Origin of the sequence: Mycobacterium sp., assembly GCF_036488105.1 — a bacterium.
Classification (GTDB): Bacteria; Actinomycetota; Actinomycetes; order Mycobacteriales; family Mycobacteriaceae; genus Mycobacterium.
Genome location: NZ_DASXHW010000008.1, coordinates 1 through 13777 on the forward strand (window position 1 = coordinate 1; position 13777 = coordinate 13777).

The 13777-nt window shown below is 65.7% G+C and carries 16 protein-coding genes; 5 read left to right on the forward strand and 11 right to left on the reverse strand.

The genetic code is table 11. From position 1 onward, the window contains the following. Positions 1-28: 28 nt before the first annotated feature. From VGH54_RS00340 to VGH54_RS00355, 4 genes are all read right to left on the reverse strand, one after another. Entirely contained in the window at positions 29-484 is a 456-nt protein-coding gene (locus VGH54_RS00340) for a type II toxin-antitoxin system Rv0910 family toxin (protein WP_331509954.1), read from the reverse strand. Between the two features lie 31 nt (positions 485-515). Continuing rightward, positions 516-1706 (reverse strand): lipid-transfer protein, encoded by a 1191-nt coding sequence (locus VGH54_RS00345; protein ID WP_331509955.1) that lies wholly within the window; start codon positions 1704-1706, stop codon positions 516-518. A 145-nt stretch (positions 1707-1851) separates the two neighbouring features. After that, positions 1852-2493 (reverse strand): TetR/AcrR family transcriptional regulator, encoded by a 642-nt coding sequence (locus VGH54_RS00350; RefSeq protein WP_331509956.1) that lies wholly within the window; start codon positions 2491-2493, stop codon positions 1852-1854. 123 nt (positions 2494-2616) lie between these two features. Further along, complete coding sequence (locus VGH54_RS00355; RefSeq protein WP_331509957.1) at positions 2617-3936, reverse strand: cytochrome P450; 1320 nt, start codon at positions 3934-3936, stop codon at positions 2617-2619. A 97-nt stretch (positions 3937-4033) separates the two neighbouring features. On the opposite strand from VGH54_RS00355, the gene VGH54_RS00360 reads away from it, so the two are divergent. Further along, on the forward strand, positions 4034-4777 hold the full coding sequence (locus tag VGH54_RS00360; RefSeq protein WP_331509958.1) for a MerR family transcriptional regulator: 744 nt from the start codon (positions 4034-4036) through the stop codon (positions 4775-4777). A 13-nt stretch (positions 4778-4790) separates the two neighbouring features. On the opposite strand, the gene truB is transcribed toward VGH54_RS00360, so the two are convergent. The 3 genes from truB to VGH54_RS00375 are packed head-to-tail and all read right to left on the reverse strand — an operon-like array spanning position 4791 to position 7293. After that, complete coding sequence (truB, locus tag VGH54_RS00365) at positions 4791-5669, reverse strand: tRNA pseudouridine(55) synthase TruB (protein ID WP_331509959.1); 879 nt, start codon at positions 5667-5669, stop codon at positions 4791-4793. Next, positions 5666-6340, reverse strand: coding sequence for a 4'-phosphopantetheinyl transferase (locus tag VGH54_RS00370; RefSeq protein ID WP_331509960.1), 675 nt, complete (start codon positions 6338-6340; stop codon positions 5666-5668). The genes truB and VGH54_RS00370 overlap by 4 nt, the downstream gene beginning before the upstream one ends. Before the next feature lie 5 nt (positions 6341-6345). Next, positions 6346-7293 carry a metallophosphoesterase gene (locus tag VGH54_RS00375; RefSeq protein ID WP_331509969.1) on the reverse strand — a complete coding sequence of 316 codons (948 nt, stop codon included), beginning with the start codon at positions 7291-7293 and terminating at the stop codon, positions 6346-6348. Positions 7294-7456: 163 nt separating this feature from the next. On the opposite strand from VGH54_RS00375, the gene VGH54_RS00380 reads away from it, so the two are divergent. Genes VGH54_RS00380 through VGH54_RS00390 form a run of 3 tightly spaced genes read left to right on the forward strand, consistent with a single transcriptional unit; the run spans position 7457 to position 10715 of the window. Continuing rightward, positions 7457-8038, forward strand: coding sequence for a DUF3558 domain-containing protein (locus VGH54_RS00380; protein ID WP_331509961.1), 582 nt, complete (start codon positions 7457-7459; stop codon positions 8036-8038). A 35-nt stretch (positions 8039-8073) separates the two neighbouring features. Continuing rightward, positions 8074-9723, forward strand: a complete 1650-nt coding sequence (locus VGH54_RS00385) for a CocE/NonD family hydrolase (RefSeq protein WP_331509962.1) — start codon at positions 8074-8076, stop codon at positions 9721-9723. Then, a complete protein-coding gene (locus tag VGH54_RS00390; RefSeq protein ID WP_331509963.1) occupies positions 9723-10715 on the forward strand; it encodes an alpha/beta fold hydrolase in 993 nt (330 codons plus the stop codon). Before VGH54_RS00385 ends, VGH54_RS00390 begins: the two co-directional genes overlap by 1 nt. A gap of 50 nt (positions 10716-10765) precedes the next feature. On the opposite strand, the gene VGH54_RS00395 is transcribed toward VGH54_RS00390, so the two are convergent. After that, positions 10766-11014 carry a DUF2277 domain-containing protein gene (locus tag VGH54_RS00395; protein ID WP_331509964.1) on the reverse strand — a complete coding sequence of 83 codons (249 nt, stop codon included), beginning with the start codon at positions 11012-11014 and terminating at the stop codon, positions 10766-10768. Positions 11015-11071: 57 nt separating this feature from the next. Here VGH54_RS00395 and VGH54_RS00400 point away from each other — a divergent pair, with 57 nt between their 5' ends. Next, on the forward strand, positions 11072-11821 hold the full coding sequence (locus VGH54_RS00400) for an enoyl-CoA hydratase (protein ID WP_331509965.1): 750 nt from the start codon (positions 11072-11074) through the stop codon (positions 11819-11821). 88 nt (positions 11822-11909) lie between these two features. On the opposite strand, the gene VGH54_RS00405 is transcribed toward VGH54_RS00400, so the two are convergent. The 3 genes from VGH54_RS00405 to VGH54_RS00415 form a co-directional block, all read right to left on the reverse strand. Then, on the reverse strand, positions 11910-12905 hold the full coding sequence (locus VGH54_RS00405) for a bifunctional oligoribonuclease/PAP phosphatase NrnA (protein WP_331509966.1): 996 nt from the start codon (positions 12903-12905) through the stop codon (positions 11910-11912). Further along, positions 12880-13389, reverse strand: coding sequence for a 30S ribosome-binding factor RbfA (gene rbfA / locus VGH54_RS00410; RefSeq protein ID WP_331509967.1), 510 nt, complete (start codon positions 13387-13389; stop codon positions 12880-12882). Before rbfA ends, VGH54_RS00405 begins: the two co-directional genes overlap by 26 nt. A 30-nt stretch (positions 13390-13419) precedes the next feature. Further along, positions 13420-13777 (reverse strand): EF-Tu/IF-2/RF-3 family GTPase (locus VGH54_RS00415; RefSeq protein WP_331509968.1); only part of this gene is annotated, 358 nt, incomplete at its 5' end.

Below are 13777 nucleotides of genomic sequence, written 5' to 3' on the forward strand. Positions count from 1 at the left end.
CCGGTGTCGTCGAACTCCAGCGTCTCGGTCATCGAATGAGGCCTTGGGCGGATGCCGACGCCAGCGCGTCGAGTTGGTCGAGCGTCTTGTCGAGTTGCGTGACGCCGTCTTTCTCCACAGCCTTGCCCAGCGCGCCCTTGATCATCGCGCCCTCGAAGTCGCCGAAAACCGTGAATTTGGAACCCTTGTCGGCTGGGTCGATGGTGAAGGTGAACTTGGCCTTGACGCCGGCCATGCCGGTTCCCGAGAGCACCAGCGATCGCGGTGCCTGCACCTGTTCGATCGTCCACTCGATCTTGTTGGCCATCCCGAGCATGACGATCTTGGCGGTCAGCTTGGCGCCTTCGGTCAGCGTGTCGGGTGGGCCCTCGAGCCACTTCTCGTGCACGGTGAACCACTTGTCCCAGTTGGCCAGGTCGCTGACGGTCCCCCACAATGCTTCCGGCTCAGCCGACAGTTCTCGGGTTGCTTCGATGTGTCCCATGGTTGCTCCTCTGTCCTACGTTGTTCGTCGGTTAGCGTTCGGCTCGCTGGTATGCGGTGACGACGGCCGCGCCGCCGAGTCCGATGTTGTGTTGCAGTGCGGCGGTGACGTTGTCGACCTGACGCTTGTCGGCCGCCCCGCGCAGCTGCCAGGTCAGCTCGGCGCACTGCGCCAGACCCGTGGCTCCCAGCGGATGCCCCTTGGAGATCAGTCCGCCGGACGGGTTGACCACCCAGCGCCCGCCATAGGTGACGTCGCCGTTGTCGATCAGCTTGGCCGCTTCGCCCTCGGCGCACAGACCTAACGCCTCGTAGAGCAGCAACTCGTTGGCCGAGAAGCAGTCGTGCAACTCGATCACCTGGAAGTCCGACGGACCGAGACCGGATTGGTCGTAAACACGTTGAGCGGCTTGCACATTCATGTGGTAGCCGATAAGTCCCTTGCAGGTGCCGTCGAAGCTGTTGGCGAAGTCGGTGGTCATGGCCTGCCCGACGATCTCCACCGCCTGGCCCGCCAGGCCGTGCTTGTCGACGAACGCCTCCGAGGCCAGGATCGCCGCACCGGACCCGTCCGACGTCGGCGAGCACTGCAGCTTGGTCAGCGGGTCGTAGATCATCCGCGAGCCAAGGATGTCATCGAGCGAATACGACTCCTGGAACTGGGCGTACGGGTTGTTGACCGAGTGCTTGTGATTCTTGTAGCCGATCTTGGCGAAATGTTCTGCGGTGCTGCCGTATTCCTGCATGTGCTCACGGCCGGCCGCGCCGAACATCCACGGCGCCGGTGGGAACAGCACCTCGGAAATCTCGGCCATCGCCATGATGTGCTTGTCCATCGGGTTCGTGCGGTCGTCGTAGGTGGATTGCAGCGAACCGGGCTTCATCTTCTCGAAACCGAGCGCGATCGTGCAGTCGGCCAGCCCGCCGCGAATCGCTTGCGCGGCAAGGTACAGCGCGGTCGAGCCGGTCGAGCAGTTGTTGTTGACGTTGACGATCGGGATTCCGCTCAGACCCAGCTCATACAGCGCCCGCTGGCCCGACGTGGATTCGCCGTAGACGTAGCCCACGTAGCCCTGCTCGATCGCGGCGTAGTCGATACCGGAGTCTTCGAGCGCCTTGGTGCCTGACTCGCGCGCCATGTCCGGGTAATCCCAGTTCTCCCGGCGGCCCGGCTTCTCGAACTTCGTCATCCCGACACCGATGACGTAGACCTTGTTTGACATCGCACTCCTTTGTGTCGCTGCGCAGTCTCGCTCGTCAAAAAGATACACACCTGATTGTATCTTTGCAATGGTGCGGCAGCCGACGACGCCGGGCTCGTGATAACGCCGTGAAGCGGACAGCAGGCCGCGACTCGCCTTGGCGGGGTCAGTCCAAAGATTCGGCAGTCAGCAGGGTCGCAACGATGATCCGCAGGTGCTCGCAGGCCCGCTCCCACCGTCGTCGCACGCGATCGGAATCGCGGTCCACGAAACTGTTCAGCAAGATTCCGCGCAGTGCGTCCATCGCGGTGTAGACGAAGTTGCGCAGCTCTTTTTGCACGGCGTGGTCCGGCACTAACTGGGCGATCGCCGAGATCAGGGTGCTGTTGACCACCGGCTCCACCCGCTCGATGTGCGCGGCCAAGACGTCATCGGTGCGTGCTGCGACCCAAAGTTCAACGGTGGCAACGAACATCGGACCCTGATGGGCCTCCCACAGAAACTCCAACACCGTCGAGACCGGGTCGCTACTGGCCTGGACGCGACCGAACTCGCGAATCGCGCCCTGGGCCCGTTGCTGAGCGAGATGCTCGATTGCCGCGACCACCAGATCTTCTTTGGACCGGAAGTGGTGAATCTGCGCGCCACGAGTCACACCGGCGAGCTGTGCTACTCGCGGCGTGGTGGTTCCCGCGTAGCCGTAAGTCACCAGGCACTCGATGGTGGCATCGAGCAGTCTGGTGCGCATGGCAGCAGTGCGCTGCGCCTGGGTCCGCCGCACACGTTGTCCGTTGACTTTTGCCGCCATTGAAGACTGCACGCACCTTTCCGGTCGCACTCGACCTGCAGGCGCAGCATATCTTTTGGCGGCCCGAAAGGAAAGATACCTTCTGATCGGAACGTAATATTGCCGCTTCAGCCATGCGGTGGATCAGGCCGGCGGTCGCGGCCCGCATGGCAGCGGTACCAGCGCCACCTCCAGGTGCGCCAGACCGCGCAGCGAGCTGTTCGTCGTCCACTCCGGCGTGCCGATAATGTCGATTCGCCCTACCCGCTCGACAAGTTCGCGCAGCACCGCCCGGCTCTCCATCCGCGCCAGACTCGCACCCAGGCACAAGTGGATACCCGAGCCGAACGCGACGTGGGAGGGATTGCGCTCGGCGACAAATGCTTCGGGATTGTCGAACTGCCGCGGGTCATGGTTGGCAGCGCCCCACAACAGCGCCACCCGTGCGCCGGCTGGAATCGTGGCGTCACCGACCCGGTAATCGACTTTGGCCGTACGGTAGAAACCCTGAATCGGCGACGAGAAGCGCAGCTGTTCCTCGATCGCGCTACTCATCAACACGTCGGGATCACGGCGGATCAGCTCGAACTGATCCGGGTTCTGAGACAAGGTCAAGAACATCGTGCTCAACAGGTTGGTGGTGGTCTCGTTGCCGGCCAGCAGTAACAGCAGAGCGAAGTAGAAAAGTTCATCCCGGCTGATCTCGCCGTCGCCCGCAGTGGCCACCAGACGGCCCAGCAAAGTGTCGCGGCCCAACAGCTCACCGCTGCCGATCCGGCTACAGAAGTACGAATGCAGGTGGCGCACGCCGTTGAGGGTCGGCAGTATCTGCCACAAACCCTTCGGCGTCAGTTGGATATTGGCCACGCGGACAGCCTCGTTGGACCAATACCGGAAAAACTCCTCGTCCTTCGGCGGAACACCCAGGATATGCGCGATCATCCGCATCGGAAGCGGCACCGCCAGCCGTTGCACTACATCTGAGGCCGGGTTGGCCAGCAGGTCGGAGACCAGTTCGCTGGCCAGCCGATCGACCATCTGCTGCCACCCGCTGAGCGCGCCACGCGAAAACGCGGGCTGCACCTTGCGCCGCAACTCGGTGTGACGCGGCGGATCCAGGTTGAGCAGTACCGGGATTTCGACCCGAGACCGCGTCACGCCTTCGCTGTTGGTCAGCATCGCGTCGTTTCGGGCCGCGGCGCGCACGTCGTCAAAGCGGCTGAGAATGAAGATATTGCGTTTCCGGTTGTATCGGACCCGCGGGCCGGCCAGCAGCTCGGCGTATCCCGGGTACGGGTTGGCGGCGGTCACCGGATCGAACGGGTCGAACGATGTTTCGCGGATGCCGGGATAGTCGCGACGCTTGAGCTTGGCGCCGAGATCAATGGCGATGTTGGCGTAGAGGCTGTCCGCGACCGGCCTGGCCACCGTGCTCGCCAACCTGATGTCGTATTTGAGGGTCACGGCGCCTCCGTCCACTGGCCGGATTCGACCTACCGATACAAGCGCGAACGTAACAGTAATTTCTGTAACAGACAATGGGGTTAAGATTAGCAGTCATATGGAGATCACCATCGACCAGCTTGCCCAGCGCGTTTCCATGTCCTCGCGCAACATCCGGGAGTGGCAACGCCAGGGTCTGCTGCCGCCGCCAACCCGCCGCGGACGCGTCGGCATCTACTCCGACGAGCACGTCGCACGGATCAGGCGGGTGCAGCAGCTACACGCCGACGGCTTCCCACTCGACCTCATTCGGCGAATGATCGACACCGGTACCGGTAGCGAGAGCGACATCCGACACCTCGCGGCCGAGGTGCTCGCCCCGTTCAGCACGGCGGGCCCCACCGCCGTCAGCCGAGCAGAACTCGACAACCGACTCGGCACCGGCGCCGCCGCGCACCTGGCCAAGCTCGGCATGATCGCCGACACCGCCGGCGACCCGGTAGCGGTGCGGGACGCGGAAGCGCTGGATCTGATCGAAGGCCTCACGGATGTGGGTCTTTCGCTGGAGCGGCTGGTTGCCACGTTGGTCGACGTCCGCAGTCACCAACGCTCCATCGCGGACGTGATCCTGCGTTCCTATGCCGACGAGGTGTGGGAGCCGTTCGTGGCGTCGCGGTTTGCCAAGCCCGACTGGGCTTCCCTTGCCGACAATGCCGAGCGAGCTCGCCAACTGGGTATCGCCCTCCTCGCTCATCTGCAGCGGACCGCGTTAGACGACGCAGCGGCGTCGGTGGTGTTGAGTGAGGTCGGCCAGGCCGAGCGGGCACTGGACGGCATCAAGCCAACCAATGAACGGCCCTGACGCCGCGATCGGATTACAGTGTTGCCGGCCGGATGACGACCACCGACTTCGTTCGCGCACCGTCGTCGCGCAGCAAACCGATGACCCGGCCATCGGCGGTGTGAGCGGCGTAGACGCCGTCGATCGCGGCCGGGTCCAGCGCCCGGCCGTTGGCGACCGCGTCGGCCTCCTCGTCGGTGAGCTGCCGGTGCGGAAACAGCAGCAGGCAGGCGTCGTCGAGCGTCAGGCTCAGCCCGGGCTGCTCCGCCAGATCGTCGAGTGAACGTGCCTCCTCGACACCGAACCGGCCGACCCGGGTGCGGCGCAGTGCGGTCAGATGGCCACCCACCTCCAGCGCGGCGCCGACATCGCGGGCCAGCGCGCGAATGTAGGTTCCGGACGAACAGTCCACCTCGACATCGACGTCGACGAGTTCGCCGTCGCGACGCACCGCCAGCATCTCGAACCGATCGACGCGCACCGGCCGCGCGACCAGTTCGACGGTGCGGCCCTCACGGGCAAGTCGGTAGGCCCGCTGGCCGTCGACCTTGATCGCGCTGACCGCCGACGGGATCTGCGCGATATCGCCGCGCAAGGCCGCGACCGTCGCCTCGATCGCCTCATCGGTCACGTTCTGCGCCGAAACCTGCTGCAGCAACTCCCCTTCCGCGTCCTCTGTGGACGTGGACTGGCCCAGCCGGACGGTCGCTGCGTAGGACTTAGAGGTCTCGGTCACCAGCCCCAGGATCTTCGTGGCGCGCTCGATCCCGATCACCAAGACGCCGGTGGCCATCGGATCCAGTGTCCCGGCATGCCCCACCCGCCGGGTGCCGAAGATCCGTCGGCAACGCCCGACCACGTCGTGGCTCGTCATACCGGCCGGCTTGTCGACGACGACAAGACCGGCGTTCATAACGCGATCGCCGTCAGCACCAACTCGCGGTCCACTGACCACCGCCCAGCCAGTGTGCGCAGCGGCGGGCCGGACAGCGTGGCCCCGTCGATCAGAATGGTCGACTCGAAAGACCCGGCCGAGCCGGAATCGTCGACGCCGAAAACGATGTGCGCGTCTTCGAAGCCGAGCCAGCGCTTGGTCAGCGGAAACCAGGCTTTGTACGTTGCTTCCTTGGCGCAGAACAGGATTCGATCCCAATGCACACCGGACGGTAAGCCCGCCAGCTCGGCACGTTCGGCCGGCAGGCTGATAGCGTCGAGCACACCGTCCGGTAAGACGTCGTGCGGTTCGGCATCCACACCCACCGAACGGACCGCGCGGTCGCGACCGACCACCGCGCCGCGATAGCCCGCACAGTGTGTCAGGCTGCCCACCACGCCGTCCGGCCAGCATGGTTCGCCCTTCTCCCCCTTGAGAATCGGCACCGGCGGAAACCCGAGCTCGCCCAACGCAATACGGGCGCAGTACCGGACGGTGATGAACTCGTTGCGCCGCTTGGCCACAGACCGCTCGATCAACGGCTCTTCTTCGGCCATCGGCGACAGTCCGGGCGGGTCGGAATACAGTTCCGCACACGCCAAGTTCCCGTCGTCGGGCAGCACGGCCGACATCAAGGTGGTCAAGGTCATCGGAACTACCGCTGGCGCAGCCGGTCACGGAACTGCTGCGCCTGCGCCCGCATTTCGGGCGTGATCACGAAGTGACCGCCGAAGTCGTTGAGATAGCCGGGCGCGTATTGCGGATCGGGCAGCACCTGGCGCAGCCAGCTGTACGGCTTGCGGCGGTGCCACTCGCGCGGGTAGCCCACCGACACCTCCTCGAATCGCACGTCGTCGTACCAGGTGGTGCGCGGAATGTGCAGATGCCCGTAGACCGAGCAGACCGCGTTGTAGCGGGTGTGCCAGTCCGCGGTCTCGGTGGTTCCGCACCACAACGAGAACTCCGGAAGGAACAGCGCGTCGCAGGGCTGGCGCACCATCGGGAAATGGTTGACCAGCACCGTCGGATTCATCCAGTCCAAATCGTCCAGCCGCTTTCGGGTAGCGGCAACCCGCTCGTGACACCACGCCTCGCGGGTGGGGTAGGGCTCCGGAGAGAGCAGGAACTCGTCGGTGCACACGACGTTGCGCTCCCGCGCGATCGCCAGACCCTCGGCTTTGGTGGTCGCGCCCTGCGGCAGGAACGAGTAGTCGTAGAGCAGGAACAACGGCACGATCGTGGCCGGACCACCCCGCTCGGTCCACACCGGAAACGGGTGCTCGGGGCTGATGACACCCAGCTCGTCGCACATGTTGACCAGGTAGTCATAGCGGTGCCGGCCGAAGATCTGCATCGGGTCCCTGTTGGTGGTCCACAGCTCGTGGTTGCCCGGCACCCAGATGACCTTGGCGAACCGTCGGCGCAGCAAATCCAGCGCCCAACGAATCTCGTCGGTGCGCTCGGCGACGTCGCCACAAACGATCAGCCAGTCATCCGGAGTCGACGGGTACAGGGATTCGGTGACGGGCTTATTGCCGACATGGCCGGTGTGCAAATCCGATACCGCCCACAGGGTCGGCTGCCGAGCGGTCGGGGCCTGCAGCCCATGTTCGTGCCAATCCACGACTCCCCAGCTTAACGACTGGTCGGTGGCCGGTGCGTCACCGTGGCGCCGCAACGGACTGGAACAGGTTCTCGTTTGCTCTGTGGCGGCGCGGCTGCGACTTGTAAGCTCCCGGCAGGAGTCGAGCCATCGGAGGGGTGTCATGGTCGCCAAGCTGCGCCTGTTTGCAGCGTTCGGTGCCCTGTTCATGGCGGCGGTAGTGGTGTGGCAGAGTGCGCCGCCGGCCACGTTCGGTGGGCCCACCGTGGAACTACGGTCCACCGCCGCTCCGATGGACCCGCCCACCACGATGAAGAGCCCGATCGTGGCGACCACCGACCCGAGCCCTTTCGACCCGTGCCGGGACATCCCGTTCGACGTCGTCCAGCGGTTAGGCCTGGGCTTCACCCCGCCAACGCCCGAAGAGGGGCTGCGCTGCCATTACGACGCAGGCAACTACCAGCTCGCGGTCGAGCCGATCATTTGGCGCAAGTACGAGCAGTCGCTGCCCGCCGACGCCGTCGAGACCACGATCAACGGCCACCGCGCCGCGCAGTGGTGGAACCTCAAGCCGACGTACCACAACAGCTACTTCTACTTCTCCTGCATGGTGGCGTTCAAGACCAGTTACGGGGTCATTCAGCAGTCGCTGTTCTACTCGACGATCTACTCCAGCCCGGAGGTCGATTGCCCGGCGACCAACCTGCAGCGCGCCAACGAGCTTTCGCCGTACTACAAATTCTGAGCCCGCTATCGCTGATGCGGCCATAACCTGATGCCGTGACGACCACCTCCGACCGACCCGCTGGGTCGACGCTGCGCACCCTTCCCCGACGGCTCGCCGGCCGCGCCCTTGCCCGGACATTGCGGCTGCCGGCGCCGACGACGAGCTACACCGTCAGCAGCGTCAAGATCCCGATGCGCGACGGCGTCGAGCTGATCGCCGACGTCTACGAACCCGTCGGAGAAACCGTCGGCACCCTGCTGGCTCGCGGACCCTACGGCCGCGCATTTCCGTTCTCGCTGGTGTTCGCCGGTCTGCACGCTGCCCGCGGGTATCGCGTGGTGCTGCAGAGTGTGCGAGGGACATTCGGATCGGCCGGAGACTTCGCGCCCATGGTCCACGAAGCCGCCGACGGCGCCGACACGGTCGAGTGGATGCGGCGGCAGCCGTGGTTCACCGGCCGCTTCGCCACGATCGGGATCTCCTACCTGGGGTTCACTCAGTACGCACTGCTGCAAGATCCGCCGCCGGAACTGGTCACGTCCGTCATCACCGCCGGTCCCCATGATCTCGGCGCATCGTCGTGGGGTACCGGCTCGTTCACGGTCAACGACTTCCTCGGCTGGTGCAATCTGGTTGCGCACCAGGAAGATCCGGGCCGAATCCGGGCCGGCATCCGCCAAATGCGGGCTCAGAAGGGCGTGGTGCGTGCGGCCGCTGAGGCGCCGTTGGGCGCGTCCGGCCGGGCGCTGCTCGGCGATGGGGCTCCGTGGTGGGAGTCCTGGTTGACACCGCCGGCGGATGACAACCCATTCTGGGGGCCGCTGAACGTCGCCTCCGCCCTTGACCAGGTCCAGGTGCCGGTGCTGTTGCTCAGCGGCTGGCAAGACCTGTTCCTGAGTCAGACGCTCCATCAGTTCCGCCACCTTCGCGAGCGGGGCGTCGACGTCGCGCTGACCATGGGGCCGTGGACTCACACCCAGTTGCTCTTGGCAGGTCTGGCCACCATCGTCCGGGAAACCCAGGAATGGCTGGACACCCATCTGGCCGGTCGCCCCGCTACCCCACGATCGGGCCGCGTCCGGGTCTTCGTCTCCGGCGAAGGCTGGCGCGAGCTGCCGGACTGGCCGCCGGCCACCACCGAGCGCGAGGTCTACCTGCGGCCCGGCGGTGGCCTGGCCGACACGGCGCCGGCGGCGGGGTCCTCGGCGAGCTTCCGCTACGACCCCGCCGAACCGACACCCACGATCGGGGGACGACTGCTGTCCCCCGACGGCGGTTACCGCGACGACACGGAGCTGGCGGCTCGCCGCGATGTGCTCAGCTTCACCAGCGACGTGCTCACCAACGACCTGTACGTGCACGGCAACCCGGTCGCCGAGTTGGCACACAGCTCGGACAACCCGCACGTCGACGTGTTCGTCCGGATCAGCGAAGTCGACGCCAAGGGCCGCTCCCGAAACGTCAGCGACGGCTACCGGCGGCTGGCCGACGCGACCGACCACGTCAGCCTCGAACTGGACGCGATCTCGCACCGATTCCGGGCCGGGACACGCATCCGCGTGCTGATCGCCGGTGGCTGCCATCCACGCTTCGACCGCAACCTGGGCACCGGCGAGCCGACATCGACCGGGAGCCAACTCAAGCCGTCCACCCATGAGGTGCACTTCGGCGCCTCGCGGATCGTGTTCCCGGTCGGTTCCTGATGGCCATCTTCGACGAATGGCGAAGCGGCGGAACAGAAATCCAATGGCGGTCGACAACCGCCGTGAACGCCGACGCCGACGGCGACGTCAGCGTCTTCACCCGCCGCTGCGGGACACCGGGGGCGCCGGCATTGGTCTGCGTGCACGGCTTTCCCACCGCGAGCATTGATTTCGTTTCGCTGACCCGCGAGCTCGACGCCGATTTCGACATCTACCTGCTCGACTTCCCCGGCTACGGCCTGTCCGACAAGCCGGGCGCGCCGTACGTGTATTCGCTGTACGACGATGCACGCCTGCTGATTCACGCGATCACCAAGCTCTGGCAGCTCGAGGACTACACGCTGCTGACTCATGACCGCGGCACCAGCGTCGGCATGATCGCATTGTCCATGTTCGCCGACCTCGACGATGCGAGCCCGCCGGCCAACATCATTCTCACTAACGCGAACATCTATCTGCCGCTGGCCAATTTGACCGGATTCCAGAAAGCGCTGCTCGATCCCACCGTGGCGCGCAGCACCGCGCGGGCGACCACGCCGGAGCTGCTGGCCGCGGGCATGGGCGCGACGACCTTCATGCCGCGGCGAGATGCGAACGATCCCGAGATCGCCGCATTGGCGCAATGCTTCGCACACAACGACGGGACCGCCGTGCTGCCGGACACGATTCAATACCTCAACGAACGCGCCGCTGACGAAATCAATTGGCTCCAAGCACTTTCCACCAGCGACGTGGACACCACCCTGGTATGGGGCCTGCACGACAACGTCGCACCTGTCCGGGTTGCGAACTACGTGTGGCAGGAATTCCTCCGGAACAAGCCCGGGTTGAACCGCTACTGGATACTGCCGAGCGCCGACCACTACCTACAGTGCGATGCTCCGGCCCAGATGGCCGACGTCGTGCGACTCACCGCCGCTGGCGAGCCCACGCCGCTGGGCACAATCGGTGATTGGCCCGCTGGCGCGGTGCTCGTCGACCAGACTCCGTGAAACGGTGAGCAGGCAGCCACTTGTGAGCGCGGATACCGTCGCGGTGCTCGTCACCTCGTTGCGAGGCGGCGCAAAGGAGGATCGGTGTTGGGCGGCTGACGGCGCTCCGGCAGGGCGTGCAGCAGCCGCGTCGTCGTCGCAGCGACTTCGGCGACCGCCGCCTCGAACGCCTCGGCGTTTGCCGACGAAGGGCGGGTGAAGCCGCTGACCTTGCGCACATACTGCCTGGCTGCCGCCTCGATCTCCGCGGGGGTCGCCGGCGGCTCGAGCCCGCGCAATTCCGTAATGTTCCGGCACATATTTTCAACGATAGGTGGGGTCGGCTCGTGCTGAAGCGGACTGACTACGGTGGCGCTATGACCGACGACATGCTGTTGATCCACACGGACGAGCGAGTGCGAACCCTGACCCTGAACCGGCCGCAATCGCGTAACGCGTTGTCGGCTGCATTGCGGGACCAATTTTTCGGCGCCCTGGCCGACGCCGAAACTGACGACGACGTCGACGTCATCATCGTCACCGGCACGGACCCGGTGTTCTGCGCCGGGCTGGACCTCAAAGAGTTGGGTGGGCAAACGGCGCTACCGGACATCTCGCCGCGCTGGCCATCGCTGAGTAAGCCCGTCATCGGCGCGATCAACGGCGCCGCCGTCACCGGCGGGCTCGAGGTGACGCTGTACTGCGACATCTTGATCGCGTCCGAACAGGCGCGATTCGCCGACACCCACGCCCGCGTGGGCCTGCTGCCCACGTGGGGGCTCAGTGTGCGTCTGCCCCAGAAGGTCGGCGTCGGATTAGCCCGTCGGATGAGCCTGACCGGCGACTACCTGTCCGCGCAGGATGCGCTGCGCGCCGGCCTGGTCACCGAGGTCGTGCCGCACGATCAGTTGCTGCCCGCCGCACGCAAGGTGGCCGACAGCATCGTCGGCAACAACCAGGACGCGGTACGGGCCCTGTTGTCGTCCTACCACCGCATCGACGATTCGAACACCAGCGAGGGTTTGTGGCTGGAAGCGACTGCGGCGCGGGCATTCCGGACCTCCGGCGACGATATCGCCGCCAACCGCGAGGCCGTCCTACAGCGCGGCCGGGCTCAAGTGCGCTGACAGCATTCTGCCCCGTTTCCGGAGGGTGGAAACGGCACAGCCAGTTGCGCGATCTGGCGGCCACCCGGTTGCGGCTGGCCCGGCTCGCTCACCCGAGGGCGGCGCGCAGCGAAGAAACGACCTCGTCGGCCGAACCGGTGGTCGAGTAGCCCGCGGCCAGCTTGTGACCGCCGCCGCCGAAAGTCGAGGCGACGGCCGCGAGATCTACTGCGGCCTTTGCCCGCATCGACACCGACCAATGCTGCGGCTCAATCTCTTTGAGCACCGCGGCCACCTCGGCCTGCTGCGTGGTGCGGACGATATCGACGATGCTCTCGACTTCTTCCGGGCGTGCGCCGTCCCACTCCTGGTTTTCGACAATGGCGTACACCAGGCCGCGGCCACCGACGGCATCGGGCAGCAGCTGCGCCGAGCCCAGCACCCGCGACAGCATCGCCATCCACGCGAAGGGATGGGTGTCCATCAGTGACCGGGTGATCGCCGCGTTGTCGATACCGAGCTCGACCAACCGTGCCGCCAGCCGATAAGCGCGGGCGCTGGCCCACCGGAACGATCCGGTATCGGTGGTCAGCCCCGCATACAGGCAATAGGCCACATCGGTGTCGATCGGTTTGTCCCAGGCATCGAGCAGGTCGGCGACCATCATCGTGGTGGAGTCGGCCGAGGGCTCGACGAAGTTCGCGGTGCCGAACATCTGGTTTGACGCGTGGTGATCGATCACCAGCACATCCTGGCCGTCGGCGGTCATCTCGCGCAGGCCCCCGAGCCGGTTGACGCTCGGAATATCCACGGTGACAACCAGATCGACATCGCGACGCATGGCGTCGGGCGCAACCAGAAGTTGGCCGCCGGGCAGCGATCGCAACGACTCCGGAAGAGCGGCCGGAGCCGCAAAGCTGACTTCGACGGTCTTGCCACACCGGTCCAGTACCAAGGCCAGCCCCAGCCCCGCTCCGATCGTGTCGGCGTCGGGATGGACGTGGCAGAGGACCCCGATCGTGGCCGCGGCTTCCAGCACCTTGGCGGCGCCGACGGCGTCGACTCGTTGTGTAGTCGAATCAGTCTTCGAGTTCGTCGTCGTCACCGGCGCCTTCCCCGTGAGCGGTTAATGCACCTACGTTTTCGTCGTCCTGCTCCGCCCCGCTCACCCGGTACGGATCGGCGTCGCCGGCCGGCGAGGCTCCCTCACGCACTCGGGCCACGTCCGCATCGGCGGCGCGCGCCCGGGCCAGCAATTCCTCCATCCGCTGCACGGAGTCCGACACCGTGTCGCGGGTGAAGGTCAGCGTGGGAGTGAACCGCACACCGGTGCCGGCTCCGACCTTACTGCGCAACACACCCCTGGCGCGTTCCAGCGCCGCAGCGGCGCCTTGGTAATCGGGCGCGTCGTCCAGCGTCGACCCCATGACCGTGTAGTACAGCGTCGCGTCATGCAGATCGCCAGACATCTTGCAGTCGACGATCGTCACACCGGCCAGTCCGGGGTCTTTGATCTCGTACTCGATCGCCGTGGCGACGATTTCAGAGATCCGTTTGGACAGCCGGCGCGCCCGCGCCGGGTCAGCCATGCCACACGGTCAACTTGTCGGAGCTCATACTCAGGCGCGCTCCTTTTCCACAAGCTCGTAGGTCTCGATGACGTCGCCCTCTTTGAGGTCGGAATAGGTCAGCGTCAGACCGCATTCGTAGCCGTCGCGGACCTCGGTGACGTCGTCCTTCTCCCGTCGCAGTGAGGACACCGTGAGGTTTTCGGCCACCACGATGTTGTCCCGCAGCAAGCGGGCCTTGGCGTTGCGCCGCACGATGCCGGAGGTGACCAGACATCCCGCGATGAGACCGACCTTCGACGACCGGAACAGCGCGCGGATCTCGGCACGACCGAGCTGGTTCTCCTCGTAGATCGGCTTGAGCATGCCCTTGAGCGCACTCTGGATCTCGTCGATGGCCTGGTAGATC